Consider the following 26,045-nt stretch of genomic DNA (forward strand, 5'->3'; position numbering starts at 1 on the left):
CCGCCGCCACAGGATATTGCACGAGTTCCGTCACAAAGTCCGGAAACCATCGATGGCTGCCAGTCCGACCGCCCAGCGGGGCACCCGCCCGGCATTTTGCGGCCCGACCCCGCCGAGCGCGATCGCCGGCCGTCCCGCCTGCCGCGCCAGCCCCGCCCAGCGCAACGGCCCGAGTCCCCGCGCCCCCGGGTGGCTCCGGGTCGGGAAGACAGGCGAGACCACCACCGCATCCACTGCCAGGCGCCTGGCACGGGCCAGCCCCGGCCGCCCATGCACCGCTGCCGTCAGCAGCAGGTGCCGCCCTCGCCGCGCCCGGAGGAAAGGCAGCAGGCCCGCCACCCCCTCCCGATCCGGCAGGTGCAGCCCTGCCCCGAGCCTGAGCGCAAGCCGCCCATCCCCACCCACCAGCAGCCGCAACCGCCTCCGCCGGGCGATGGCGGCGAGCCCCTCCGTCACCCCCGGCGCCAGCCCCCGCGCCAGCACCGCCGCCCCCGGCGGCAGCCGCGCCGCCAGCGCCCGCGGGTCGGGAAGCCGCACCGGGTCGCTCACCAGCACCAGCCGCGGCCCCGCCCATGGCTTGAGCCGCCGCGCTGCCGCCCCTAGCTTCTCCATCGCATGACCGACATCGCCGCCAACCTCGCCCTGATCGGGGCCAGGATCGCCGAGGCCACCGCCCGCGCCAACCGCCCGGCCGGCGCGGTGACGCTCGTCGCCGTCTCCAAGACCAACCCGGCCGAGGCCGTCGCCGCCGCGCTCGCCGCCGGGCAGGCGGTTTTCGGCGAGAACCGCGTGCAGGAGGCCGCGGGCAAATTCCCCGCTCTCCGCCCGGACTGGCCGGCGCTCCGCCTGCACATCATCGGCGGCTTGCAGACCAACAAGGCCCGCGACGCCGTCCGCCTCGCCGATGTCATCGAAAGCCTGGATCGCCCGAAGCTCGCCGCCGCCCTCGCCGAGGCCATGGAGAAGGAAGGCCGCCGCCCCGACCTGCTGGTCCAGGTGAATACCGGCGACGAGCCGCAGAAGGCCGGCATCCCCCGCGCCGAAGCCGAGGCCTTCCTCCGCGCCTGCCGTGATGAATGGGGCCTGCCGGTGCGCGGCCTGATGTGCATCCCGCCCGCGGCGGAGGACCCCCGTCCGCACTTCCTCTATCTGGCCGACCTCGCCGCCCGCCACGCCCTGCCCGTGCTCAGCATGGGGATGAGCGCCGATTTCGAGGCGGCGATCGCCTGCGGCGCCACCCATGTCCGGGTCGGCAGCGCCATCTTCGGCGCGAGGGGCTAGCTCCCGCGCCGAATGGCCGGGTCAGGCCCGGCCATGGCAAGGGATGTGGGCGACAGGTGCTATTGCGGCCGGGCGTTCCGCCCATAGGCGTACATCATCACCAACCCGGCCACCATGAAGGCGAGGGCCGCTGGGGTACCCATTTCCAGGAAGGCGAGCACCGCCCCGAGCGCCATCAGCCCTGCCACCACCGGCACCGGCCGTGCCATTACCGTGCTGAACGTCCCCGCCATGACCCTTGGCTCCTTCCCCGCCGCTTTTGCGGCGAGAGTGCCAGGGTCAACGCAAAGATGTCCAGGCGGTCATCATTCCTCCACAAACTGGATGGCGCTCAGCCCCGCCCCCAGCACCGCCCGCAAGGCCGGCTCCGGCAGTGCAACGCATCCCTCGGTCGGCGCCAGGTCCGGCCGGGCGAGATGGAGGAAGATGGCGCTGCCCCGCCCCCGCTGCACCGGCGCGTCGTTCCAGCCGAGCACGCCGACGATGTCGTAGAGCGCATCCTCCCGCCACAGCAGCTCATGCCGCGCCGGATGCGGCAGCTGGACCTGCCGGTTGTAGTCGGCATGCGTGGGGTCGTCGCACCAGCCATCGGTGGGTGCGATCGGCTCCACCGAAACGCGGCAGCGCGGCACCGCCACCCGGTCCGCCCGGTAGAGCACACGCCGCAGCGGCAGCAGCCCGGCCGGCGTCGCGCCGTCCCCCTCGCGCTTGTCCCGCCGGATGCCGCCCTTGCCGAGCGCGCAGCGCCAGGCGCCGGCCTCCAGACGCAGCACTCCCTCGGGGCCGATGATGGCCGTCGTCATGCCAGCAGATGCCCGAAGCGGCGGGCCTTGGTTTCCAGATAGCCGTCATTCACCCCGTTCGGCGCGAAGGCATGCGCCTCCCGCCCCTCCACCGCGATGCCGCAGGCGGCGAGCGAGGCCAGCTTCTCCGGATTGTTGGTCAGCAGCCGCACCCGCTCGATGCCGAGCTGCCGCAGCATGGTCGCCGCCACCATGAAATTACGCTCATCCGCGCCGTAGCCGAGCGCCTGGTTGGCATCCAGCGTATCCAGCCCGCCATCCTGCAGGCGATAGGCGCGGAGCTTGTTGACCAGCCCGATGCCTCGCCCCTCCTGCGCCAGGTAGAGCAGCACCCCCGCCCCCGCCTCGCTCATCCGCCGGATGGCACCGCGCAGCTGCGGCCCGCAATCGCAGCGGAGCGAGCCGAGCAGGTCGCCGGTGAAGCATTCCGAATGCAGCCGCACCAGCGGCGCCGCCTGCTCCTCCGGCCGGCCGATCAGGATGGCGAGGTGCTCGATCCCGCCATCCGCCGCGCGGAAGGCGACGATCCGCGCATCCGGCGCATCCTCGAGCGGCACCGCGGCCTCGGCCACCCGCCGCAAGGAGGTCGCCGCCTCCAGCGGATAGGCGAGCACATCCGCCGCCTCCACCGCGAGCAGCTCGCCGCGCGCGGCACCCGCCGGTGCCGCCACCACCGCCGGCAGCAGCCGCCCGAGCTTGGCCAGCGCCAGCGCCGCATCGGAGGCCGGCGGCGCCGGCACCCGCTCGGTCCGGGTGCCCTCCGGCAACCGGTCGGCGGTCGGGTCGGCCAAGCTGCGCAGCAGCGCCGGGTCCAGCAGCCCCGGCGGGGCACGAAGGGCGATCGCCGCCTCCTCCACCCCCTGCACTGGCCGCAGCGCCGGCGTCGGGGCGATCTCCGCGGCCCGACTCGGCGCCAGCAGCAGCACCGCCGGCCCCTTGGCGAACGCCGCCAGCTCGGCCAGCCCCGCCGCCCCGACGGTTTCCGCCGCGGCGATCACCAGCGCCTGCTCGCCGGCGCGCAGCAGCACGGGCGTGCCCCGCCGCAGCTCCGCAGCGGCGCGATGCACCGCCCGCAACGTGTGGGCAGAAGCATGCACGCCGGGCGCCCCGGTGCCGGGCGGGTCAGAAACAAGGGGAAGGGGCATGATCGTCAATCTGGATCCGTTCAAGCCGATGGCGCCTGATGAATGTGGCAACGAGACGGCATACACCGATAGGCGGAGCGAAATATTGATTTCAGGTCACGCTCGACCCGCCCTTCGGCGTGCAATGGCTTGACAACTGCGCCACAGCTTCGCCATCGACTGGGTCTAATCTAGACTAACAAGAATTCCTTCCTTGGGAGATGGCATGGCTGGCCCCCGCCCGTTGCTGATCGTGGATGATGACGCCGCCCTCCGGGCCACGCTGGCGGAGCAGCTTTCGCTCGACGGCGAGTTCGACCCGGCCGAGGCCGCGACGGCCGGTGAGGCCGAGGAGATGCTCGCCTCCGCTGCGAACCGCTTCGACGCCGTGCTGCTCGACATCGGCCTCCCCGACGGGGACGGCCGGGAACTCTGCACGCGCCTCCGCCGCCAGGGTCTGAAGATTCCGATCATCATGCTGACCGGCGCCGATGCCGAGGCGGATGTGGTGCGCGGATTGGATGCCGGCGCCAACGACTACATCGCCAAGCCCTTCCGGCTGAACGAGCTGCTGGCGCGGCTGCGCGCCCAGCTCCGCGTCTTCGACAATTCCGAGGACGCCGTCTTCCTGGTCGGGCCCTACACCTTCCGCCCCTCGGCGAAGCTGCTGATGGAGCAGGCCCGCAACCGCAAGATCCGCCTCACCGAGAAGGAAAGCGCGATCCTGAAATACCTCTACCGCGCCGGCGGCAAGCCGGTGGGGCGGCAGATCCTGCTGAACGAGGTCTGGGGTTACAACAGCGCGGTGACGACCCATACGCTGGAGACCCATATCTACCGCCTGCGCCAGAAGATCGAGCCGGACCCGACCAATGCCCGGCTCCTGCTGACCGAGGGCGGTGGCTACCGCCTCGACCCGGCGGCGGGCTCTCCCGCCGCCGCCGGATAGCCACCCCTACTCAAGCCGGGCGGCCTCGTCGAAGGACAGGCGCGGGCTGCGGGGGAACAGCCCGCTTTCGTCGCCATAGCCCAGGTTGACGAGGAAGTTCGACTTCCAGCTCGTCCCGGCGAAGAAGGCCTCATCCACCTTGGCATTGTCGAAGCCGCTCATCGGCCCCGCATCGAGGCCGATGGCTCGCGCGGCGAGAATCAGGTAGGCGCCCTGTAGGCTCCCATTGCGGAAGGCCGTCACCTCCGCCAGCGCGTCATTGCCGGCGAACCAGGACCGCGCATCGGCATGCGGGAAGAGCTTCGGCAGCTCGTCGAAGAATTTCATGTCATGCGCCACGATGGCGATGACCGGCGCCGTCATCGTCTTCTCGAGGTTGCCCTCAGAAAGCGCCGGTTTCAGCTTCGCCTTGCCCTCAGCCGTGCGGAGGAAGACAAAGCGCGCCGGCGAGGAGTTGGCGCTGGTCGGACCGAATTTGAGCAGGTCGTAGAGCTCGGCCAGCTTGGTGTCCGGCACCGGCCGCTCCTGCCACTTGTAGTGGGTGCGGGCGGTACGGAAGAGGGTGTCGAGCGCGGCGGCGTCGAGCAGGTCAGACATGGCAAACCTCGTGAAAGGGTTTCGCTATGCCGACCGGTATGGCGCCGTCACGGCCCAGCGCCAATCCCGCCGGGCCTATCATCACCATCACCAGGGATGATGAGGCTCAGGCCTCGACCTGCTCCACGGCCACCACCTCCGGCACATAGTGCCGGAGCATGTTTTCCACGCCATGCTTCAGCGTGGCGCGGGAGGAGGGGCAGCCCGAGCAGGCGCCCTGGAGATGCAGCCGCACCACGCCATCCCGATAGCCGCGGAAGACGATGTCGCCGCCGTCGCCCGCGACCGCCGGCCGCACCCGGGTGTCGAGCAGCTCCTTGATCTGGTCGACGATCTCCGCATCGGCCTCATCGTACTCCTCGGCCTCCGCATCGCCGTCGCTGTCGAGCACCGGCAGCCCGCCCATGAAGTGGTCCATGATGGCGCCGAGCACCTGCGGCCGCAGCAGCGCCCAATCGGCGTCGTCGGTCTGGGTGACGGTGACGAAATCCCCGCCGAGGAACACGCGCGCCACGCCCCCGAGCGCGAAGATGCGGCTGGCCAGCGGGCTGCGCGCCGCCGCTTCGGCAGTGGCGAAATCGGCCGTCCCCGCACTGCCCATCACCTCCCGCCCGGGGAGGAATTTCAAGGTGGCGGGGTTCGGGGTGCCTTCGGTTTCGATGAACATGGGTCAGATCCTGCCTGATGCGGCGTATTTCCGGACTAACGTGGTCGGCTTTAGCCCGGGATGCAACCCGCCCCCTGCCTATTCCTCCTTGGCCTACTCCGCGGCCACGGCCGGGGTGCCGCCATGCTTCGCGCCACGGACCGGCTTCTGCTTCGGCTCGTGCTTCAGCTCGGCCATGGTCTGCTCCACATGCCGGGAGAAGACGAAATCCGCCTTCCGCTGGTGCGTCAGGTCGATCTCGGGCGCCATCTCGCCCTCGGTCTTCGGCCCGCGCATCTGCCGCGCCATCGCCTTCACCGGGTGCTTGATCGAGTCGATCACCGCCGAGGCCTCGAAGCCGGAATGCACCATGCAGTCGGCGCATTTCTCGTAGTTGCCGACCCCGTACTTGTCCCAGTCGGTGGTCTCCATCAGCTCCTTGAAGCTCTTCGCGTAGCCCTCGCCCAGCAGGTAGCAGGGCCGCTGCCAGCCGAAGATGTTCCGCGTCGGGTTGCCCCAGGGCGTGCAGTGGTAGGTCTGGTTGCCGGCCAGGAAGTCGAGGAAGAGCGGGCTGTTGCCCATCTTCCAGCCCTTCCCCTTGCCGCGGGCGAAGATGCCACGGAACAGCTCCTTCGTCTTCCGGCGGTTGAGGAAGTGCTGCTGGTCCGGCGCCCGCTCATAGGCATAGCCCGGCGAGACCATGATCGCATCGACGCCCATGGCGGTGACGTCGTCGAAGAATTTCGCCATCCGCTCCGGCTCGGCATTGTTGAACAGCGTCGCGTTGATGGCGACGCGGAAGCCCCGCGCCTTCGCATCCTTCAGCGCGGCGACGGCCCGGTCGTAGACGCCCTTCTGGCTGACCGCCCAGTCATGCTGGTCCTTGTCGCCGTCGAGATGGATGTCCCAGGTAAAATTCGGATGCGGCTTGTACTGCTCGATCCGCTTCTCGAGCAGCAGCGCGTTGGTGCAGAGGATGACGACCTTGCCGCGGGCGAGGATCCCCTCGACGATCTGCGGCATCTCCTTGTGCAGCAACGGCTCGCCCCCGGCGATGGCCACCACCGGCACGCCCGTCTCGTCGACCGCCTGGAGGCATTCCTCGACCGAGAGGCGCTTGTTCAGGATCGGGTCCGGGTAGTCGATCTTGCCGCAGCCCGAGCAGGCCAGGTTGCACTTGAACAGCGGCTCCAGCATCAGCACGAGCGGATAGCGCTTCCGCCCCATCATGTGCTGCTTGAGCACATAGGCGCCGACCTTCATCTGCTGTCGCAGCGGGATACCCATACTACCTCTCTCCTAACCAACGGCCGGGAGCCAAGCTCCGGGCCGAGGCCACGAACGTGGCCCGCCGCGAGTGCGGCGAAGCCAAGGGGCGCGGATGCGCCCCGCCCGGCGTTTGAGGGCCCCGATCAAGACGCCGCACTCGCCTCGGGTTCAACGAGGGCCGACGGCAGCTTGAACGACACATCCTCGACGATGCCCGGCAAGGCGGAGACCTCGACGGGGCCAAGCCGCCCCAACGCCGCGATCACTTCCTCCACCAGGCTTTCCGGGGCGGAGGCCCCGGCCGTGATACCAACAACCTCCGCGCCGCGCAGCCAGTCCGGCCGCAGCGCCCCGGCATCCGGGATCATGTAGCAGGGCACCCCCTGCTCCGACCCGATCTCCCGGAGGCGGTTAGAGTTGGAACTGTTGGCAGCTCCTACAACCAGCAACACGTCCACCCGCCGCGCCAGCTCCCGCACGGCCGTCTGCCGGTTCTGGGTGGCGTAGCAGATGTCCCGCGTATCAGGACCGACGAGGTCCGTGAAGCGGGCTTTCAGCGCCTCGATGATGCCGCGCGTGTCATCGACCGAGAGCGTGGTCTGGGTCACGAAGGCCACCGGCCGGTCCGCGGCGATCGGCAGGGCCGCCACCTCGGCCACCGTCGCGACCAGGTGAACCTCGCCGGGGATCTGCCCCAGTGTCCCCTCCACCTCCGGATGCCCGGCATGGCCGATGAGGACCAGCACCCGCCCCTGCGCGATATAGCGCCGACCCTCGCCATGGACCTTGGAGACGAGGGGGCAGGTTGCGTCCAGCACCGGCAGCCCGCGCGCCTCCGCCTCCTGCTCCACCGCACGGGAGACGCCATGGGCGCTGAAGACGGTCACCGCCCCCGGCGGCACCTCCTCCAGCGCCTCGACGAAGCGGGCGCCCTTGGCCTCCAGCGTCTCGACGACCCGGCGGTTGTGGACGATCTCGTGCCGGACATAGACGGGAGCGCCATATTTCTCGAGTGCCCGCTCGACGATATCCACCGCCCGCACGACACCGGCGCAGAAACCCCTCGGCTGCGCCAGAACAATCCGCATCAGCAACGCCCCCTAGCCTGATCGCTGCCGGCAGCGTCCCCTGCTGTCCCCTGGGGCCTGCGGCGATCGTTCCACCTCGCGGCATCTTGCGCTGCCCATGTTTTGCTGCACTTTGCCGCCGCGTTGCAACCGGGGAGTAGCGCGCGGCCTGACAGCGCCGATTCCTCCCCGGCCGGAGAGTGCCATGTCACAGCCTGCGTCCCTGGCCCGCCGCACCCTGCTGGCGGCGCTCCTGTCCAGCCTTGCCCTCCCGCTCAGCCTGCTGGGGGCGGGGCCGGCTGCCGCCCATGCCATCGTCGTCACCTCGGAGCCCGCGGTCGGCGCAGCCCTCGCCGCCGCCCCGCGCCAGGTGACGATCCGCTTCAACAGCCGGCTCGACCACGCCCGCAGCCGCCTGCTGCTGATCGGCGCCGACAATGCCCAGATCCCCCTCCCCATCGCCGAGGAGAGCGACCCGGTGGTGCTCGCCGCGTCCCTCCCGGCCACGATCGCCCCCGGCGAGTGGCGGCTGCGCTGGCAGGTGCTGGCGATCGACGGGCACATCACCCGCGGCGACATCCCCTTCACGCTGAAGGCCCCGTAAGTGGAGCAATTCCTCGACCTCTACGGCTTCGCCAGCGTCATCCTCCATGCGATGGAGCTGGTGGCGCGGACCGTCCTGCTCGGCTCGGTGATCTTCTGGGTGCTGCTCGCCGCGCCGCTCGGCCGGCTGATGCCGCCCGGCGACGCCACCCGCCTGCACGCCATCGCCCGCCGCACCGTCCTGGCCTCCGGCATCGCCTCGCTCGCCTCCACCTTCCTGCTCGGCCTGCTGAGCTTCGGCGCGCTGACAGCGACGCTCGACATCGGCGCCCGCGCCCTGCTCGGCGCCGATTTCGTGGTGCTGACCGGGCTCGACCTGCTGGCGATGCTGGTGCTCCTCGCCCTCGCCCTGCCGCAGGAGGCCCCCGCCCGCGGTCGCCGCGCCGCGCTGCTCGGCGTCGCCGCGCTGGTGCTGCTCGCGGTCACCTTCGGCAGCCACGCCATCGCCCGCAGCGAGGGCCGGGCGATGCTCCTCGCCGCCACCGCGCTGCATCAGGCCGGCGCCGCCTTCTGGCTCGGCGGCCTGCCTTGCCTCGTCGCCGCCCTCCGGCTGACACCCCCCTCGGCGCGGATGGTCGGCCAGCGCTACTCGCTCCTCGCCGCCGGCGGCGTCGGGCTGATCCTGCTCGGGAGTGCGGGCTTCTGGTTCGGCTTCATCGGCTCGGCGGAGGCCGTCTACGGCACCGCCTATGGCTCCATGGCCGCCTCCAAGCTCATCATGCTGGCGATGCTGCTGGTGCTCGGGGCGATGAACTACCGCCTGCTCCACCGCATCCCGTCCTCGCCCGGCGGCACGCTCCGCCTCCGCCGCTTCATCGAGGCGGAGATGGCGATCGGCATCGCCGTGCTCGCCGTCGCCGCCTCCCTCACCTCCGTGCCGCCGGCCATGGACCTGCCCGACGACCGCGTCACCTGGGCCGAGATCACCGAGCGCTTCACGCCGGAATGGCCCCGCCTCAGCAGCCCGGACCATGCCGACCTGGCGATCCCCGCCCTCCAGGCCCAGCTCGACGCCGAGGCGCAGCAGCGCCAGGCCGCCCAGCGCCCGCAGGCCTTCACCCCGGGCGAGGGCCTGCTGCCCCCGCGCAACGCCACCGACATCGCCTGGAGCGAGTACAACCACCACTGGGCCGGCATCATGGTCCTGCTGGTCGGCCTCGCCGCCCTGCTGGATGCGACGGGCCGCGTCCCCTGGGCCCGCCACTGGCCCCTGGTCTTCCTCGGCCTTGCCGCCTTCCTGCTGGTCCGCTCCGACCCGGAGGCCTGGCCCCTCGGCGATATCGGCCTGCTGGAGAGCCTGCGCGACCCGGAGGTGGTGCAGCACAAGCTGGCCTCTCTGCTGGTCGTCGCCTTCGCCCTCTCCGAATGGTCGGTGCGTCTCGGCCTGCTGCGCGGGCGGGTGCGCTTCGTCTTCCCGCTGGCGATGCTGGCCGGCGGCGTGCTGCTGCTGGCGCATACCCATGCCATCTCCAACATCAAGGAGGCGCAGCTCATCGAGCTGTCGCACCTGCCGCTGGCCCTGCTCGCCGTCGTCGCCGGCTGCGCCCGCTGGACCGAACTGCGCGGCCCGCCGGAGCTGGCGCGGATCGGCCGCTGGCTTTGGCCGGCCTGCCTGATCGGCATCGGCCTCCTGCTGCTGCTCTACCGCGAGGCCTGAACCCGTGCTGCTTCCGCGAATTGGCGCGGCCCTCGCCGGGGCCGCGGCCCGCAGGCCCTGGCGCGTGGTGGTGCTCGCCCTGGCGCTCGCCCTGCTGAGCGCGCTGGCGGTCGGCAGCCGCTTCTCGATGAACACGGATACGGATGCACTCTTCCCCGCCGACCTCCCCTGGCGGCTGACCGAGGAGCGCATCGCCGAAGCCTTCCCGCAGCGCGAGCGGATCATCGCCGTCGTGGTCGATGGCGAGACGGGCGATGCCGCCGACCGCGCCGCCGCCGCCCTGACCGAGGCGTTGGCCCGCCGCGAGGACCTTTTCCTCGCCATCGAGCGGCCGGACGCCCTCCCCTTCTTCCGCCGCAACGGCCTGCTCTTCCTTGAGACGGAGGAGGTGCGGCAGACCACCGAGCGCATCATCGCCGCCCAGCCCCTGCTCGGCACGCTGGCCGCCGACCCCAGCCTGCGCGGCCTCGCCACCGCCCTCGGCCTGATCCTGCAAGGCATCGAGCGTGGCGAGGCAAAGCTCTCCGACCTCGCCGCTCCGCTGTCGGCCCTCACACCCGCCGCCGAGGCCGCCGCGTCCGGCCGCACCGCGCCGCCCGACTGGAGCGCCCTCTTCACCGGCCGCACGCCGGACCCGCAGGCGCTGCGCCGCTTCGTCCTGGTGCGCCCGCGGCTCGACTTCTCCGCCCTCAGCCCTGGCGCGACCGCGGCCGATGCGATCCGCGAGGCCGCGAGTCGCCTCGGCATCCCCGGCACGCGCTTCCGCATGACCGGCGAGATTCCGATGGCCGACGAGGAATTCGCCTCCGTCGCCGAGGGTGCCGTCCGCAACACCCTGCTCTCCCTCGCCCTGGTCGCCCTGCTGCTCTGGCTGGCGCTGCGCTCCTGGCGGCTGATCCTGCCCGTGCTGGCGACGCTGCTGCTCGGCCTGCTGGCGACGGCGGCCTTCGGCGCGCTGGCGATCGGGCCCTTCAACCCGCTCTCCATTGCCTTCGCCGTGCTTTTCATAGGCCTCGGCGTCGATTTCGGCATCCAGTACGCCGTCCGCCTCCGCGAGCAGCGGCATGAGGCGGGCGGGCTGGCCCCCGCCCTCACCGCCGCCGGCGCCACCGCCGGCCCCGGCATCCTGCTGGCGGCGCTCGCCATCGCCGGCGGCTTCCTCGCTTTCCTGCCGACCGACTACCGCGGCGTCTCGGAGCTTGGCGCCATCGCCGGCGTCGGCATGCTGGTCGCCGCCTTCCTCTCGCTCACGCTGCTGCCCGCCCTGCTCCGCCTGCTCGCCCCGCCCGGCGAGCCGGGGGAAATCGGTTGGGCCGCCCTCGCCCCGCTGGAGCGTGCGCTGGCGCATCGCCGGGTGGTGGCCCTGCTCGCTGCCCTGGCCCTCGCCGCCGCCGCGACCCTCCCGGTGCTGAGCTTCGACTTCAACCCGCTGAACCTGCGCGACCCCCAATCCGAAGCGGTCGCCACCTTCCGCGACCTGATGCACTCGGCCGAGACGACGCCCAATACGCTGAACGTCCTCGCCCCCTCGCTCGAGGCCGCCCGGCCCATCGCCGCCCGGCTGGAGGCGCTGCCCGAGGTCGCCCGGGTGATGACGCTGGCCAGCTTCGTCCCCGAGGACCAGCCGGCGAAGCTCGCCCTGATCCAGGACGCCGCCGACCTGCTCGGCCCGACGCTCGCCCCGCCCGAGGTGCAGCCGCTGCCGGACGACGCCGCCACCGCCGCCGCGCTCCGCGGCCTTGCCACGGGCCTGGCGAAGGCCGCCCAGGGCAACGGCCCGGCCGCCGCCGATGCCCGGCTGTTCGCCACCGCGCTCGACCGCCTCGCCGCCGGCCCGCCCGAGGGCCGCGCCCGCCTCGCCACGGCCCTGCTGCCCGGCCTGACCGCGACCCTCGCGCAACTCGCCGAGGTGCTCCAGGCCGGCCCGGTGACGCTGGAGGGCATCCCCCCCGAACTGCGCCGCGGCTGGGTCGCCGCCGACGGCCAGGCGCGCATCGAGGCCTGGCCGCGCGACCTTTCCGACGACAACGCCGCCCTCCGCCGCTTCGCCGCTGCGGTGGAGGCGGTGGCGCCCGGCGCGAGCGGCATGGCGATCTCCATCCAGGCCTCCTCGGCGACGATCCGCGAGGCCTTCCTCCAGGCCGGCGCCATCGGCCTCGCCTGGACCTGCCTGCTGCTGCTGGTGATCCTGCGCAGCCTGCGCCTCGCGCTGCTGGCCCTCGCCCCGCTGGTGCTCGCCGGGCTGGTGACGCTGGCGATCTGCGCCGTCTTCGGCCCGGCGCTGAACCTCGCCAACATCATCGCCCTGCCGCTGCTCTTCGGCATCGGCGTCGCCTTCGACATCTACTACGTCGTCGCCTGGCAGGCCGGGGAGCGCACCCTGCTGCCCACGGCGCTGACCCGCGCGGTGCTGTTCAGCGCCCTGACGACGGGCGCCGCCTTCGGCACTCTGGCCCTCTCCTCCCATCCCGGCACCGCCAGCATGGGCGTGCTGCTGGCGATCTCGCTGATCACCGTCCTGGCCACGGTGCTGCTGGCGCTGCCTGCCCTGCTGCACAATTTCGCCAAGTAGCGTTGCGAGGGCGACCTACGCCTTCCGCCTTCGCCGCAGCAGCATTCCCCTGACCTCGCCGAGATTGACCGCCCGCAGCAGGTGCGCTGCCCCGAAATAGGCGACGCAGCCGGAGAGAATCAGCACCGCCAGCGCCGCGAAGCGGAAGCCGGGCCCCGCCGGGAAGAGCAGCCACTCCATCCCCCAGAGCACCGCCCCCATCACCCCGGAGGCCACCAGCAGCCGCGGCACCCTTTGCCGCAGGCGCCGGTCCGGCAGGAAATGCCCCTGCCGCCACAGCAGCCCGCCCAGCGCCACGGCGTTGAACCAGGCCGACAGCGCCGTTGCCAGCGCCACCCCGACATGGCTGAGCCACTGCGTCAGCACCAGGTTCAGCGCCAGGTTCAGCGCGACGGCCGCGAACCCCACCTTCACCGGCGTGGCCGTGTCGCCGCGGGCGAAGAAGCCCGGCGCGAAGATCTTCACCAGCACATAGGCCGGCAGGCCGATGGCATAGGCGGCCAGCGCCGCCGCCGTCGCCTCCGCCTCGGCCAGGCCGAAGACGCCGCGCTGGAACAGCACGATGACGATCGGCCCCGCCGCCACCGCCTGCCCGACCGCGGCCGGCAGGCAGAGCAGCAGCGAGAGCTCCGCCGCCCGGTTCATCGTCCGGTGCGCCGACAGGCTCTCCCCCGACCGCACCTGCCGCGAGAGCAGCGGCAGCATCGCCGTGCCCACCGCCGCGCCGATCACCCCGAGCGGCAACTGCCCCACCCGGTCGGCGTAGTAGAGGTAGGAGACGGCCCCCGCCGGCAGGAAGCTGGCGATGATGACGTCGACCGCGAGGTTAAGCTGCGTCACCCCCGCCCCGATGATCCCGGGGATCATCCGCCGCAGCACCTGCCGCACCTCCGGCGCCAGGCTCGGCAGCCTGAGGAAGTGCAGCGCCATCCCCGCCCGCGCACAGGCCCACAGCACGAGCGCGAGCTGCACCGCGCCCGAGACGGTGACGCCCCAGGCCAGCGCATGCGCCGGCGTCGCCACGTAGGGCGTGAGCACCAGCAGCGAGGCCATGGACAGGAGGTTGAAGAAGATCGGCGCCGCCGCCGCCGCCGCGAAGCGATCGAGCCCGTTCAGCACGCCCGAGACCAGCGCGGTGAGGCAGATCAGCAGCAAATAGGGAAAGGTGATCCGCGTCAGCTCGATGGCGAGCTGGAACTTCGCCGGGTCGTCCGAGAAGCCCGGCGCCAGCACCTGCATCAGCTGCGGCATGGCGATCATGCCGATGACGACCAGCAGCGAGAGCCAGAGGGTCATCAGCGCCGCCATCCGCTCGGCGAGCTGCTGCGCGACGCGCGGCCCCTGCACCGCCAGCGTCCCCGCGAAGGCCGGCACGAAGGCCGCGTTGAACGCCCCCTCCCCGAACAGCCGCCGGAACAGGTTCGGCAGCTTCAGCGCGACGAAGAAGCAATCCGCGATCGGCCCGGCCCCGAGCCGGGCCGCGATGAACATATCCCGCGCGAAGCCGAGGACGCGGCTGGCCATGGTCCAGCCGCCAACGGTGAGGACGCCTTTGAGCATGGCGCGCCCTGTAGCCTGGATTCATCCCGTCGGCGAGGCTTGCGCGATCCCCGTGATCCACCGCGCGAAGGCGTCGAAGGCCGGCTCCCCCGCGCGGAAGGGTTGATGCACCAGGAACCACCCGCCCCCCTTGGAGACGAAGCGCGGAAACGGCGCGACCAGCCGCCCGGCGGCAAGGTCATCGTCGATGTAAGGCCGGATTCCCATGGCGACCCCGACGCCATCCGCCGCCGCCTGCAAGGCGTGCCCGTAGAAATCGAAGCGCGGTCCCGCCGCCGCGACACCGGCCACTCCCGCCGCCGCCAGCCAGCGCGGCCAGTCCTCCGGCGCATGATCGACCCGCAACAGGCTCTCGCCGGCGAGGTCCTCCACCCGCCCCAGCCGCCGCGCGAGCCCCGGCGCGCAGACCGGCGTCAGGTCCGCGGCGAAGAGCGGCTGCGCCACCAGCCCCGGCCAGCGCCCGTCGCCGAGCCGGATGCCGCAGGTCCAGTCCTCCGCATAGGGCACCCCTGCCCCGCCGGTGGTGATCCGCACCTCGATCCCCGGCTCCCGCCGCTGCCAGTCGGCCAGCCGCGGGATCAGCCAGCGGATGGCGAAGGTCGGCCCGACGCCGAGGGTCAGCACCTGCCGCCCGCCCATCGCCGCCACCTCCTCGGTGAGGCCCGCGAGCCCGTCGAGCAGGGCCGTCAGCCCCGCACGGTACCGCGCCCCCGCCGCCGTCAGGCTCAGCCGGTTGGCCCGCCGCTCGAACAGCGCGACGCCCATCCGCGCCTCCAGCAACTTCACCATGCGGCTGATGGCGGCCGGGCTGACATGCAGCTCCTCCGCCGCCGCGGCGAAGCTGCCCGTGCGTCCCGCCGCCTCGAAGGCGCGGACACCGTTGAGGAAGGGCAGCCGGCGCATGGCGGGCAGGCTCAACTTTCCTGAGGCTCAGCGCAGCATAACTCGGTTTGTGACGGCGCCTCAACGGGCGCATCCCTGGCGCCATGACGCCCCTCGCCATCCTTCTGCTGTGCTGCGTGATGCTCGGCACCGCCTTCCTCTCCGGCATCTTCGGCATGGCCGGCGGGCTGGTGCTGATCGGCGTCCTCCTCGCCCTCCTTCCCCTGCCGGAGGCGATGGCCCTCCACGCCGTCACGCAGATCGCCTCCAACTTCTGGCGCGGCCTGCTGTGGCGGAAGCACATCCTCTGGCGCCCGTTGCTCGCGGTCGGCGCCGGCTTCGGCCTCGCCCTGCTGCTCTGGAGCCTGGTCGGCTGGGTGCCCGACAAGCCACTGGCGCTGCTCGCCCTCGGGATCACCCCCTTCCTTGTCAAGCTGATGCCGGCCCGCCTCGCGCCCGACCCGCACAGCCCCGCCCAGGGCCTCGCCTACGGCACGGCCGCGATGTCGCTGATGCTGCTGACCGGCGTCTCCGGCCCCCTCATCGACCGCTTCTTCCTTGGTAGGAAGGAGGGGGGCGGCGGCCTCGACCGCCGGCAGATCGTGGCGACCAAGGCCGCCGGCCAGATCCTCGGCCATGCCCTGAAGCTCGGCTATTTCGGCGGCCTCGCCAGCCAGACCGCCAGCCTCGACTGGCGGATCGCATGCGCAGCCGTGCTCTGCTCCATCCTCGGCACCACGCTCGCCCGCCGCATCCTCGAGGCGATGACCGACACCCAGTACCGCCGCTGGACCGACCGGCTGATCGCCGCCGTCTCCGGCACCTACATCCTTTACGGCATCACCCTCCTCGCCCTCCCGGAGTGACCCCCATGCAGGACGTCATCACCCCGCTGATCCGCGACCTCGTGGCCTCCGTCGCCGTGGCACCCCGCCCCTACCATGAGGTGCTGGAGGCCTGGCGCACCTCCTGCCCCCGGCTGACGGTCTGGGAGGATGCGGTGGATGGCGGTTTCGTCGCCCTCACCCACGATGCGAAGGGCGGCGTGCAGGTGGTGGCGACGGCGCGCGGGCGGGAATTGCTTGATGCTCAGGCAAAATGAATATATAGGAAACAAATCAACTGCGCCTGGACCGAGTGAAGCGGCGCTGCCGCTCCACCCGACCTCCAGGCGAGTCACGTCAGGCGGCCTTGACGCCTGCGAGGAAGGCGCTGACCTCGGCGCCAAGGCGTTCAGACTGGCGGGACAGTTCGCCGGCCGCCTCGAGCACATCGCCCGCGCCGCTCCCGACCTCCTTGTTGGCCAGGTCGACGCCACCGATGTTGCGGGTCACCTCCTGGGTGCCACTCGCGGCCCGTTGCGCGCTGCGGGCGATCTCGCGCGTGGCGGCTCCCTGCTCCTCGACTGCGGCCGCGATCGCGCCGGCGATCTGACTGGCCTCACCGACCGTGCCCGCGATGCCCTGAATGGCGGCAACGGCGTCCTCAGTGGCAGCCTGGATGGCGGCGATCTGGGCGCCGATATCCTCCGTCGCCCTGGCCGTCTGTGCGGCGAGAGTCTTCACCTCGGAGGCCACCACGGCAAAGCCCTTGCCCGCCTCGCCGGCCCGTGCCGCCTCGATCGTGGCATTCAGCGCCAACAGGTTGGTCTGCCCCGCGATGTCGCCGATCAGCCGCACCACATCGCCGATCCGCTGGGCGCCCTCGGCCAGGGCGTGGACGGTCTCGTCGGTGCGGCGAGCGTCGGCCGCGGCCTGAGCCGTGACCTTCGACGACTGCACGACCTGGCGGCTGACCTCGGCGACCGACGCCGCGAGTTCCTCGGCCGCCGCGGCCATGGCGTCCACATCGGCGCCGGCCTGCTCGGCGGCGGCCACGGCCGCGCTGGCCTGCTCGCTTGCCTGCCCTGCACCACGCGACATGGACTGGGCGGTTGCCTGCAGCTCGGTCGCGGCGGCGGCCAGGGCTCCGGCCAGCTCCCCCGCCTGGACCTCGAAGTCCTGGGTGAGCCGGTCCAGGCGTGCCCCGCGCTCGGCCTTGGCGGCCTGCTCGCGCGCCTGCCCGGCCGCCAGCGCGTCGGCTGCCTGCAGCCCGCTGCGGCACTCGTCCATGGCGCGGGCCAGCTCGCCGATCTCGTCTGCCCGGGCCGTGCAGGGCAGGTCGAACGCATAATCGTGCCGCGCCAGCTGGCGCATGACCCCTGACAGCCGCACGACCCGTGCCACCACGCTCCGGTTGAACCACATGGCGGAGGCAAATGTCAGAATGGCGACGATCATGAGGGCGGCGAGGCCGAGCCGGAAGGCGTTGGTGTAGGTCTGCCGCGAGCGCGTCGTGGCCTCGACCGTGCCGCGCTCGATGAGGGCACTCAGCTCGTCCAGGATGGCGAGGGTGGCCCGCCACTCGCTCACCAAGGCGTTGTTGAAGGCGCTCACCGCGTCATGGTCGCCGAAGGGCAGGTTCAGGACGCGCAGTGCATGCTCCGAGTAGAGCCGGTACCGCTCGCGGAAGCGCCCGATCAGTGCCCGGGCTTCGTCGGAAGTGGCGAAGCGTTCGTAGTGCGCCGTGGCGGCCAGGACCTGCGCTCCGCCTGCTTGCGTATCGCGGAGGGCGCTCGCGCGCTCCTTCGGGTCTTGGGTGCCGAGCGCCCGCGCCGCCCTGGTCCGTTCCCGGCTGAATGCAATCTTGATCTCGGCGACGGCGCGGGTGGCCGGCAGCCAGGTTTCCTCGATGGCGAGGGCGTCGCGGCTCATGGCGCGGAGCTGAAAAGCGCCGAAGCCGCTGATGCCCGCGATCAGCACGAACATGAGGCCGAAGACTGCCAACAGCTTGGTCCGCACACTCAGACGATGAATGAATACCATCTTCGCTTCCGATACGACCTTGGGCTGCTCGGGTTGAGCTCACACCATTACGAATACTGCGGTTGGCGAGAGGCCCGCTGGCGCGCACGGGCAACCCGGAGCAGCAGCCGTGATTGTCGCGCATCGAATTGAAGTCGAGGTTAAGGCGCGTCGGGGCGGCCCGCCTGCACAGGACACGGCACAACCTTGGCAGCCGCAGCGCTCCTGACGGCCAGCCCCGCTCTGCATTCCCGCACATGCCGAGGATCCGGAAGGGCCAATTCTTTCCGCCCTCCCTGTAGCGATCCGACGGGGGCCGGCCTGACCGCCAAGCCGATATCATGATGGACCGGCGCTAAAGACCTAAAACCCTAAACTCCTGGCGAACCTCCAACCGCAACAACACCTTCCCCGCCTCCATCCTCAAATCTCGAAGCATTGAAGCCTCCGCATCCCCCACAAGCCCCCTCGCCAGCCGCCCCTCATTGCGGCAATGACACCTGGCATGACCACGCTCGCCCTTCCCCGCCGCGTGCTGCTGCTGCGCCGCTGGACCCACCTGGCGACGCGCGCCCGCGGCTGGGTCCGCGGCAGCGAGGTCGCGGTCGTCGGTCTCGCCGTGCTGATCGGCATCGCCGTCGGCCTCCTCGCCTGGGGGATGGGCGCCGCCGCCCATGGCCTGCAACGCCTGCTCTACGGACTGGAACCGCATCTCCGCCTATCCGCCGCCACGGGCCTGCCCACCTGGCAACTCCTGCTGGTCCCCTGCCTCGGCGGCCTGGCGCTGGCCGGGCTGAACCGCATCATTCGCCGCTGGCGCCCGCGCGCCCCCGTCGATCCGATCGAGGCCAATGCGCTCCGCGGCGGCCGCCTTTCGCTGACGGACGGCGTGGTGGTCGGCGCCCAGACGGTGCTCTCCAACGGCGTCGGCGCCTCGGTCGGGCTGGAGGCGGGCTACACGCAGATGGGCGGCGGCCTCGCCTCCCGCCTCGGCCGCGCCTTCTCGCTGCGCCGCGGCGACCTGCGCATCCTGGTCGGCGCCGGCACCGCGGGCGCCATCGGCGCCGCCTTCAACGCCCCGCTGACCGGCGCCTTCTACGCCTTCGAGCTGGTGATCGGCACCTACAGCATCGCCGCCCTCTTCCCGGTAGTGGCGAGCGCCGTCAGCGCCGTCCTCGTCGCCCGGGCCCTCGAGGCCGGCACTTATGCGGTGGAGACGGCGGCGCCAAGCGTCGTCGATCCGGTCTACTACCCGCTCGCCCTGCTGGTCGGTGCCCTCTCCGGCCTCGGCGGCATCGCTCTGATGCGCGGCGTCGGCCTCACCGAGGGCCTGCTCGCCCGCTTCATCCCCTCGGCGACGCTTCGGCTGATGGCGGGCGGCCTCGCGGTCGGCGGGCTGGCGCTGATCTCGCCGATCGCCCTCTCCGCCGGCCATGGCGCGCTGCACATGGCCTTCATGACCGAGGCGCCGGCCTGGCCCGTCCTCGCCCTGCTGGTGGTGAAGGCCATGGCCTCCATCCTCTCGCTCGGCAGCGGCTTCCGCGGCGGGCTGTTCTTCGCCTCGCTGCTGATCGGCGCGCTCGGCGGCAAGCTCTTCGCCGCCGTGCTGGCGGTGGTCTCGCCGCCCGGCCCGGACCCGCTGATCCTCGCCATCGTCGGAATGAGCGCCTTCGGCGCCGCCGTCATCGGCGCGCCGCTGGCGATGACCTTCCTGGCGCTGGAGACCACCGGCAGCCTCGCCGTCACCGGCCCGGTGCTGGCCGCGGTCGCCGTCTCCGGCCTGATCGTGCGCCGGCTTTTCGGCTATTCCTTCGCCACTTGGCGCTTCCACCTGCGCGGCGAGACGATCCGCAGCGCCCACGACATCGGCTGGGTGAACGACCTTACCGTCGGCAGCCTGATGCGGCGCGAGGTGCAGACGGCGCCGCTGACCATGGAGCTCGCCGCCTTCCGCGGGCGCTTCCCTCTCGGCGCGGTGAGCCGGGCGGTGGTGCTGGGCGAGGGCGGCCGCTATGCGGGTATCGTCTCGGTGCCGGAGGCCCATGCCGCCTCGCCCGAGGCCAGCATCGAGAGCCTGCTGCACCTGACCGACCGCGTGCTGCTGCCGAGCATGAACGCCCGCATCGCCATGTCTGCCTTCGAGGCGGCCGAGGCGGAGGCGATGGCAGTGGTGGACGGGCCCGGCCGCCGCGTCATCGGCCTGCTGACCGAAGCCCACCTCCTCCGCCGCTATGGCGAAGAAGTGGAGAAGCGACGCCACGAGGAAAGCGGCATCGCCTCTGCCTGACTACTCCTGGGCCAGCCCCGCCGTGCTGTCCTTCTTGCCGAGCCCGGTCGCGCGGTCCTCTTCCTGCCCGGCGCCCTCGGGGCCGTTGTCATCCGGCACCCCGCCCTTGACGCCGATATTCACCGGCCCGCCCGGCGCCTTCGCATCGGTGCGGTTGTTGTTTTCGCCCGGCGAGGGCTTGTACTGATGGGTCTTGTCCCGCTGCGGCGCCTGCGGGCCATGGCTGCTGGTCAGGTTCTCTTGCGGCTCGATATTGCTGCGGCGATCGGGTTCCGGCGGCATGGGCGTCTCTCTTCTTCCTGGGTTCGGAAGAGCCAACGCAGCAGCCGCCCGCGGGATCATGCGGGGTCGGCAGCCGCCCGCGGGTTGACGGCGACCATGCCGCCGCCCTCGCTCCCCGGCGGCGTCAGCGCCGCCTCCACCGCCCGGCGCAATGGGGCGAGCTTCCGCTCGTTCTCCACCTTCAGGCCGAAGACATCCTTCACGTAGAAGACATCGACCGCCCGCACGCCATAGGTCGTGATATGGGCCGAGGCGATCTGCAGCCCCTGGTCGCTGATCGCCGCCGTCACGTCATGCAGCAGACCCGGCCGGTCGCGCCCGTTCACCTCGATGACGGTGTGGGTATTGCTCGCATGGTTGTCGAAGACGACGCGCGGCGGAACGGTGACGGCCCGCAGCCGAGCCGGCTCCCGCCGCACCTTGCGGATCTCGTCGCGCAGCCTGAGCCGCCCCGACAGCGCCTGCTCGATCAGCACGGAAAGCCGCGCGAGGCGGTGCGGCGCATCGAAGGCGCCGCCCATCGCGTCCTGCACCCAGAAGGTGTCGAGCGCCATGCCGTTGGTCAGCGTGTGGATCCGCGCATCGACGATGCTGGCGCCTGCGACGGCAAGCGCACCCGCGATGCGGCTGAACAGGCCGGGATGGTCGGCGGCATAGATCGTCACCTCCGTCACGGCCCGCGCTTCCATCACCCGCGTCCGCACGGTGAGGGGCGCCTGCACCGATTCCGCCTCGCGGATCAGCGCGGCATGGCGCGCATGGGTCTCCGCATCGAAGGAAAGCCAGTAGCCGGGATAGCCGAGCGAGAGGAACCGCTCCCGGTCCGCCGCCGGCCAGGCTTCCAGCATGGCACCCGCCGCATCCCGCGCGCGGGCCACGCGCACGTCGCGCTCCGGCACGGAGAGGCCGCCGGCCAAGACTTCCGCCACGCGCCAATAGACCTCGCGCAGCAGCGTCGCCTTCCAGCCGTTCCAGACCTTGGGCCCGACCGCGCGCATGTCGCAGACCGTCAGCACCAGTAGCAGGCGAAGCCGCTCCGGCGACTGCACCAGGTCGGCGATGTCGAGGATGGTCTTCGGATCCTCGATGTCGCGCTTGAAGGCAGTCTGGCTGACCAGCAGGTGGTGCAGCACGAGCCAGGAGACCGTTTCCGTCTCCTCCGAGGTCAGGCCGAGCTTCGGGCAGATCTCGGTGGCGATGCGCGCGCCGAGTTCCGAATGGTCGCCGCCGCGGCCCTTGGCGATGTCGTGCAGCAGGCAGGCGGCATAGAGCGCACGGCGGGACTGCAGCTGGCCGATCAGCTCGCTCGCCACCGGCGCCACCTCGCCCAGCTCGCCCCGCTCGATCTGCTGGAGGACGCCGATCGCCTCGATCGTGTGCTCGTCGACGGTGAAGACATGGTAGGTGTCGAACTGCATCAGCCCGACGATGCGCGCCCAGTCGGGGACGAAGCGCGAGAGGAACCCCGTCTCGTTCATCAGCCGCAGCCAGAGCGCGGCATCGCGCCCGGTGAGGATGTCGAGGAAGAGGGTGTTCGCCTCCGCCTGGCCGCGCAGCACGGCGGCGTGGTGCGCGTTGCGGATCAGCGCGCGGATGGCAAGCGGATGGATCTCCAGCTTCCGGTCGCGTGCCGCCTTGACGATGCGGAGCATCAGCACCGGCTCGCGCGAGAAGTCGCGGTTGGGCGGCGCCGCCACCAGCTTGCCGTCGGCCAGCGCCAGGCCGGCCTCGGCCAGCGACGCATCGCCCTGGCGGCGGAGGGCAGGGGCCCCGAGCACCGCGCGCTCGATCGCCGGCTCCAGCACCCGCGTCAGCCGCAGCACGTCCCTGACCGTCAGGAACAGGTGCTTCATGAAGCGCTCGACGCCGTTCTGCCGGCCGCGCGGCGTGTAGCCCATGCGCGCGCCGACCACGGGCTGGAAGTCGAAGGTCAGCCGCTCCTCCGCCCGCCCGGCGACGTAATGGAGGTGGAAGCGGACGGTCCAGAGGAAATTCCAGGCGCGGCGGATGGCGCGCGCCTCATGCTCGGTGATGAGGCCGCCGCCCGGGCTGTCCTCGCCGACCAGCTCCGGCATGCGCTGGGTGCCGAAGGCATAGCGGGCCAGCCAGTACAGGGTTTGCAGGTCGCGCAACCCGCCGCGCCCCTCCTTGACATGAGGCTCGACCAGGAAAGGGCTGTCGCCGTAGCGGGCATGGCGCCCGGCCCGCTCCTGCCGCTTGGCGGCGAGGAAGGGGCCGAGGCCGCGTTCCTTCCGCGCGGCGTCGAAGGCAATGCCGAAGCGCTCGAAGACCGGCCGCTCGCCGACCAGGAAGCGGGCATCGACGAGGGCGGTGAGCACGGTCGCGTCGCGCCCGGCCTCCTCCATGCAGTCGCGGATGCTGCGCGTTGCATGGCCGACCTTCAACCCGAGATCCCAGAGCAGGTAGAGGATGAACTCCACCACCCGCTGCGCCCTCGGCCCCGCCTGACCATCGGTGAGGAAGAGCAGGTCGATGTCGGAGAAGGGCGCCAGCACGCCGCGTCCATAGCCGCCGGTTGCGACGAGGGCGAAGGGTGCCTCGGCCTCCTCCGCCGCGTTGCGCGGCGGAACCATGGCGAGGGCATAGGCGTGGATGGCGCTCATCAGCCCATCGGCCAGCGCGGCCAGCCAGCGCGCGGCGGGCAGGCCGTCGAGCTCATGGCTCTCGAAGGCGTCCTGCACCCGGCCTTGGATGCGGCCGAGATGGCCGCGCAACAGATCGAGGGCCTGTTCGCGCCGCAGGGGGCCCGCCACCAGCTCGGCGATCAGGTCCGGAAGGACCCCGGGCGCATCGGCCGGGGTAGAGGGCCGGGGGGAGGGGCCCCGGGCCTGGAAGGTCGCCGCTTCGGTCATTCCCCTCAGCCTAACGCGAGTTAAGCGCGGTTGACAGCGCCATCCATGAGGCTTCTGAGATGATAGACCGTCTCCTGCGCCTCGCGCGGCGAGAGGTTGTCCAGGTCGAGGGCGGCGAGCGCGGCCAGCACCGGATGGCCCGGTGCCGGGTCGGCGGGGCGGGCGAAGAGCGGCATTTCCTCGGCCAGGGGATCGAGGCCGCGCGCCCGCTCCTCCAGCGAGGCCAGCACCTGGCCGGCGCGGGCGAGCACGGCGCGTGGCACGCCGGCGAGCTTCGCCACATGCAGGCCCCAGCTCCGCTCCGCCGAGCCGGGTGCGACGCTGTGCAGGAAGACGACCTCGCCCCGCCATTCGCGCACGCGCATCGTCGCCAGCTGCAACTCCGGCAGCTTGCCCGCGAGCGCCGTCAGCTCGTGGAAATGGGTGGCGAAGATGGTGCGGCAGCGGGTGCGGTCGTGCAGCGCCTCGAGCACCGCCCAGGCGATGGCGAGCCCGTCCCAGGTCGCGGTGCCGCGCCCGACCTCATCGAGCACGACGAGCGAGCGCGGGCCGGCGAGATTCAGGATCGCCGCCGTTTCCGCCATCTCCACCATGAAGGTGGACCGCCCGCCGGCCAGGTCGTCCGAGGCGCCGACGCGCGAGAACAGCCGGTCGGTCAGGCCGATCCGCGCCCGCTCGGCCGGGATGAAGAGCCCGGCCTGGGCGAGCACGACGAAGAGCGCATTCTGCCTGAGGAAGGTGGACTTGCCCGCCATGTTCGGCCCGGTCAGCAGGCAGATGCGCCCGCCGGCCGAGAGGTCGCAGTCATTCGGGACGAAGGCGCCGCTGCGGCTGCGCGCGAGCGCCGCGGCGACGACAGGGTGGCGGCCGGCGGCGATGGCGAAGTCGGGCCGCTCGGTGACCTCCGGCCGGCACCAGCCGCCGTCGGAGGCGAGTTCGGCGGCGGCGGCCTGGATGTCGATCTCGGCCAGCGCCTCGGCCGCGCGGGCGATGCCGGCTGCGGCCGCGAGGCACAGGCCGCGGAGGTGGCGGGTGATCAGCTTCTCGCGCCGCGAGGCTTCGTCGGCCGCTTCGGAGAGCCGGCGGTCGAGGCCGGCCAGCGCCGCGCAGGTGAAGCGTACGCCGTTCGCCATGGTCTGCCGGTGGATCGGGGCGAAGTCGCCGCTGGCCTTGGATGGCGGGTCGCGCAGCAGCTTCTCGCCCGCGGCGGCAGGCAGTTCGGCGAGGTAGCCGAATTGCTGGTGGTGGCGGATCTTCAGCGCGGCGACGCCCCAGGCCTGGCAGAGGTCGAGCTGCAGGGCGGCGATGGCGCCGCGCGCATCGTCCCGCAGCCGGCGCAGCGCATCGAGCTGCCCGTCATAGCCGGAGGCGACGATGCCGGCATCGTCGAGCCGCGCCGGCAGGCTCTCGGCCAGGGCACGAGCGAGTTCCGGCGCCGGGTCGGGCGATGGGCACAGCGCGGCGGCGGCGTTGGCGAGCAGGGGCGGCAACTCGGCCTGCGCCAGCGCCTCGGCGATGGCGGTGGCGCGGGCGAGGCCGTCGCGGATGGCGGCGAGGTCGCGCGGGGCGAAACGGTCGAGGGAAAGGCGGCCCAGCGCCCGGGCCATGTCCGGCGCGCCCTTCAAGGCGGCGCGGATGGCGCCGCGCAGCGCGGGCGCGGCGAGCAGGGCGGCGACGGCATCGTGCCGGGCGCGGATCGGCGCCGCCTCGGCCAGCGGGCAGGCGAGGCGGGCGGCGAGCAGCCGGCTGCCGGCCGCCGTCACGCAGCGGTCGACGGCGCCGAGCAGGCAGTCGCGGGCGCTGCCGCGCTCCGAGCGGAGGATCTCGAGGCTGCGGCGCGTGGCGGCATCCATCTGCAGCACGCCCTGGCTGCCACGCGGCACCGGGCGGGAGAGATGGGCCAGCGCCTCGCTGTTGGCGCCCTTCTGCGTCGCCTTCAGGTAGCCGAGCGCCATGGCGGCGGCGGCGATTTCGGCCGCATGGTACTCGCCGAACCCGTCCAGCGTGCCGACGCCATAGGCCTCGGCGACGCGGCGGGCGGCATCGCGCGGAACCAGCGTTTCCACCGCGCCGGGGAGGGCGAGGGCGGCCGGGGCCAGAACCTCGGAGGGTTCGAGCCGGGCGAGCAGGGCGTGCAGGTCGGCCGGGGCCAGAGTTTCGGTCTCGAAGGCGCCGGTCGAGAGGTCGAGCCAGGCTGCGCCCAGCTTCTCCTCCCCGGGCGCCAGCGCCAGCAGCCAGGCGGGGCGGGCGGCCTCCAGCAGCGTCTCCTCGGTCACTGTCCCCGGAGTGACGAGGCGGACCACCTCGCGCCGCACGGCAGGAGCCTTGCGGCGCTTGGCCTCCTCCGGCGTCTCCATCTGCTCGCAGATGGCGACGCGGAAGCCGCGGCGGATCAGCCGGGCCAGGTAGCTCTCGTGGCTATGGGCGGGGACGCCGCACATCGGAATCTTCTGGCCCTGGTGCTCGCCGCGAAAGGTCAGCGCGATGTCGAGCGCCTCCGACGCCGCCTCGGCATCGGCGAAGAACAGCTCGAAGAAGTCGCCCATGCGGAAGAAAAGCAGGGCATCGGGATGGTCCGCCTTGGCGGCGAACCATTGCGCCATGGCAGGCGAGGCGCCCTCGGCGGTCGGCGGGCGGGGAGAGGGGTCAGGCAGGCTGTCCATCCCCTCTGTCTAGACCGGCGCCGGCCTCTTCGCAGCCGCAAACCCGCGGACTTCACGAAGCGAGCCATGGCTGCAAGACTGGCTCCT

Annotated in this window: 22 protein-coding genes; 8 read left to right on the top strand and 14 right to left on the bottom strand. The window is 71.9% G+C overall.

Translation table 11 applies throughout. From position 1 onward, the window contains the following. Positions 1-30 precede the first annotated feature (30 nt). On the bottom strand, positions 31-612 hold the full coding sequence (locus JMJ56_RS08455; RefSeq protein ID WP_202831184.1) for a thiamine phosphate synthase: 582 nt from the start codon (positions 610-612) through the stop codon (positions 31-33). A gap of 3 nt (positions 613-615) precedes the next feature. Here JMJ56_RS08455 and JMJ56_RS08460 point away from each other — a divergent pair, with 3 nt between their 5' ends. Next, positions 616-1,281, top strand: coding sequence for a YggS family pyridoxal phosphate-dependent enzyme (locus JMJ56_RS08460; protein ID WP_202831185.1), 666 nt, complete (start codon positions 616-618; stop codon positions 1,279-1,281). Between the two features lie 59 nt (positions 1,282-1,340). Here JMJ56_RS08460 and JMJ56_RS08465 read toward each other — a convergent pair whose 3' ends face one another. The 3 genes from JMJ56_RS08465 to ribA form a co-directional block, all read right to left on the bottom strand. Next, positions 1,341-1,514: a hypothetical protein gene (locus tag JMJ56_RS08465; RefSeq protein WP_202831186.1), complete on the bottom strand. Its 174-nt coding sequence runs from the start codon at positions 1,512-1,514 to the stop codon at positions 1,341-1,343. Between the two features lie 72 nt (positions 1,515-1,586). After that, a complete protein-coding gene (locus tag JMJ56_RS08470; RefSeq protein ID WP_202831187.1) occupies positions 1,587-2,084 on the bottom strand; it encodes a L,D-transpeptidase family protein in 498 nt (165 codons plus the stop codon). Then, the gene (gene ribA / locus JMJ56_RS08475) at positions 2,081-3,229 is read right to left on the bottom strand and encodes a GTP cyclohydrolase II (RefSeq protein WP_202831188.1); all 1,149 of its coding nucleotides are present in this window, start codon (positions 3,227-3,229) and stop codon (positions 2,081-2,083) included. The genes JMJ56_RS08470 and ribA overlap by 4 nt, the downstream gene beginning before the upstream one ends. Positions 3,230-3,434: 205 nt before the next feature. On the opposite strand from ribA, the gene JMJ56_RS08480 reads away from it, so the two are divergent. After that, positions 3,435-4,157: a response regulator transcription factor gene (locus JMJ56_RS08480; protein WP_202831189.1), complete on the top strand. Its 723-nt coding sequence runs from the start codon at positions 3,435-3,437 to the stop codon at positions 4,155-4,157. A gap of 6 nt (positions 4,158-4,163) precedes the next feature. Here the strand turns inward: JMJ56_RS08480 and JMJ56_RS08485 are convergent, their stop codons facing one another. From JMJ56_RS08485 to ispH, 4 genes are all read right to left on the bottom strand, one after another. Next, positions 4,164-4,754, bottom strand: a complete 591-nt coding sequence (locus tag JMJ56_RS08485) for a malonic semialdehyde reductase (RefSeq protein WP_202831190.1) — start codon at positions 4,752-4,754, stop codon at positions 4,164-4,166. A 106-nt stretch (positions 4,755-4,860) separates the two neighbouring features. Continuing rightward, the gene (locus JMJ56_RS08490) at positions 4,861-5,421 is read right to left on the bottom strand and encodes a NifU family protein (RefSeq protein ID WP_202831191.1); all 561 of its coding nucleotides are present in this window, start codon (positions 5,419-5,421) and stop codon (positions 4,861-4,863) included. Between the two features lie 93 nt (positions 5,422-5,514). Further along, positions 5,515-6,687, bottom strand: coding sequence for an adenosyl-hopene transferase HpnH (hpnH, locus tag JMJ56_RS08495; protein ID WP_202831192.1), 1,173 nt, complete (start codon positions 6,685-6,687; stop codon positions 5,515-5,517). A gap of 125 nt (positions 6,688-6,812) precedes the next feature. After that, complete coding sequence (gene ispH / locus JMJ56_RS08500) at positions 6,813-7,757, bottom strand: 4-hydroxy-3-methylbut-2-enyl diphosphate reductase (protein WP_202831193.1); 945 nt, start codon at positions 7,755-7,757, stop codon at positions 6,813-6,815. A gap of 184 nt (positions 7,758-7,941) precedes the next feature. Between ispH and JMJ56_RS08505 the strand changes: the two genes are divergently transcribed. From JMJ56_RS08505 to JMJ56_RS08515, 3 genes are read left to right on the top strand one after another with little or no spacing between them, the layout of a single operon-like run. Next, on the top strand, positions 7,942-8,340 hold the full coding sequence (locus JMJ56_RS08505) for a copper resistance CopC family protein (protein ID WP_202831194.1): 399 nt from the start codon (positions 7,942-7,944) through the stop codon (positions 8,338-8,340). Further along, positions 8,341-9,996 (top strand): copper resistance D family protein, encoded by a 1,656-nt coding sequence (locus tag JMJ56_RS08510; RefSeq protein WP_202831195.1) that lies wholly within the window; start codon positions 8,341-8,343, stop codon positions 9,994-9,996. A gap of 4 nt (positions 9,997-10,000) precedes the next feature. Continuing rightward, positions 10,001-12,568 (top strand): MMPL family transporter, encoded by a 2,568-nt coding sequence (locus tag JMJ56_RS08515; RefSeq protein ID WP_202831196.1) that lies wholly within the window; start codon positions 10,001-10,003, stop codon positions 12,566-12,568. 15 nt (positions 12,569-12,583) lie between these two features. On the opposite strand, the gene murJ is transcribed toward JMJ56_RS08515, so the two are convergent. Continuing rightward, entirely contained in the window at positions 12,584-14,128 is a 1,545-nt protein-coding gene (gene murJ, locus JMJ56_RS08520; RefSeq protein WP_202831197.1) for a murein biosynthesis integral membrane protein MurJ, read from the bottom strand. Between the two features lie 21 nt (positions 14,129-14,149). Then, entirely contained in the window at positions 14,150-15,046 is an 897-nt protein-coding gene (locus tag JMJ56_RS08525; protein WP_236037562.1) for a LysR substrate-binding domain-containing protein, read from the bottom strand. 68 nt (positions 15,047-15,114) lie between these two features. On the opposite strand from JMJ56_RS08525, the gene JMJ56_RS08530 reads away from it, so the two are divergent. Then, positions 15,115-15,876 carry a TSUP family transporter gene (locus JMJ56_RS08530; protein WP_202831198.1) on the top strand — a complete coding sequence of 254 codons (762 nt, stop codon included), beginning with the start codon at positions 15,115-15,117 and terminating at the stop codon, positions 15,874-15,876. A gap of 5 nt (positions 15,877-15,881) precedes the next feature. Beyond that, on the top strand, positions 15,882-16,112 hold the full coding sequence (locus JMJ56_RS08535; RefSeq protein ID WP_202831199.1) for a hypothetical protein: 231 nt from the start codon (positions 15,882-15,884) through the stop codon (positions 16,110-16,112). A gap of 79 nt (positions 16,113-16,191) precedes the next feature. Here the strand turns inward: JMJ56_RS08535 and JMJ56_RS08540 are convergent, their stop codons facing one another. Further along, positions 16,192-17,874: a methyl-accepting chemotaxis protein gene (locus tag JMJ56_RS08540; protein WP_202831200.1), complete on the bottom strand. Its 1,683-nt coding sequence runs from the start codon at positions 17,872-17,874 to the stop codon at positions 16,192-16,194. A 484-nt stretch (positions 17,875-18,358) separates the two neighbouring features. On the opposite strand from JMJ56_RS08540, the gene JMJ56_RS08545 reads away from it, so the two are divergent. Beyond that, on the top strand, positions 18,359-20,140 hold the full coding sequence (locus tag JMJ56_RS08545) for a chloride channel protein (protein WP_202831201.1): 1,782 nt from the start codon (positions 18,359-18,361) through the stop codon (positions 20,138-20,140). Here JMJ56_RS08545 and JMJ56_RS08550 read toward each other — a convergent pair whose 3' ends face one another. The 3 genes from JMJ56_RS08550 to mutS are packed head-to-tail and all read right to left on the bottom strand — an operon-like array spanning position 20,141 to position 25,958. Next, complete coding sequence (locus JMJ56_RS08550) at positions 20,141-20,422, bottom strand: hypothetical protein (RefSeq protein ID WP_043360560.1); 282 nt, start codon at positions 20,420-20,422, stop codon at positions 20,141-20,143. A gap of 56 nt (positions 20,423-20,478) precedes the next feature. Then, complete coding sequence (locus JMJ56_RS08555; protein WP_202831202.1) at positions 20,479-23,295, bottom strand: [protein-PII] uridylyltransferase; 2,817 nt, start codon at positions 23,293-23,295, stop codon at positions 20,479-20,481. Positions 23,296-23,315: 20 nt separating this feature from the next. Then, the gene (mutS, locus tag JMJ56_RS08560) at positions 23,316-25,958 is read right to left on the bottom strand and encodes a DNA mismatch repair protein MutS (protein ID WP_202831203.1); all 2,643 of its coding nucleotides are present in this window, start codon (positions 25,956-25,958) and stop codon (positions 23,316-23,318) included. Positions 25,959-26,045: the final 87 nt, after the last annotated feature.

This window comes from Belnapia arida, assembly GCF_016773205.1.
Taxonomy (GTDB): domain Bacteria; phylum Pseudomonadota; class Alphaproteobacteria; order Acetobacterales; family Acetobacteraceae; genus Belnapia; species Belnapia arida.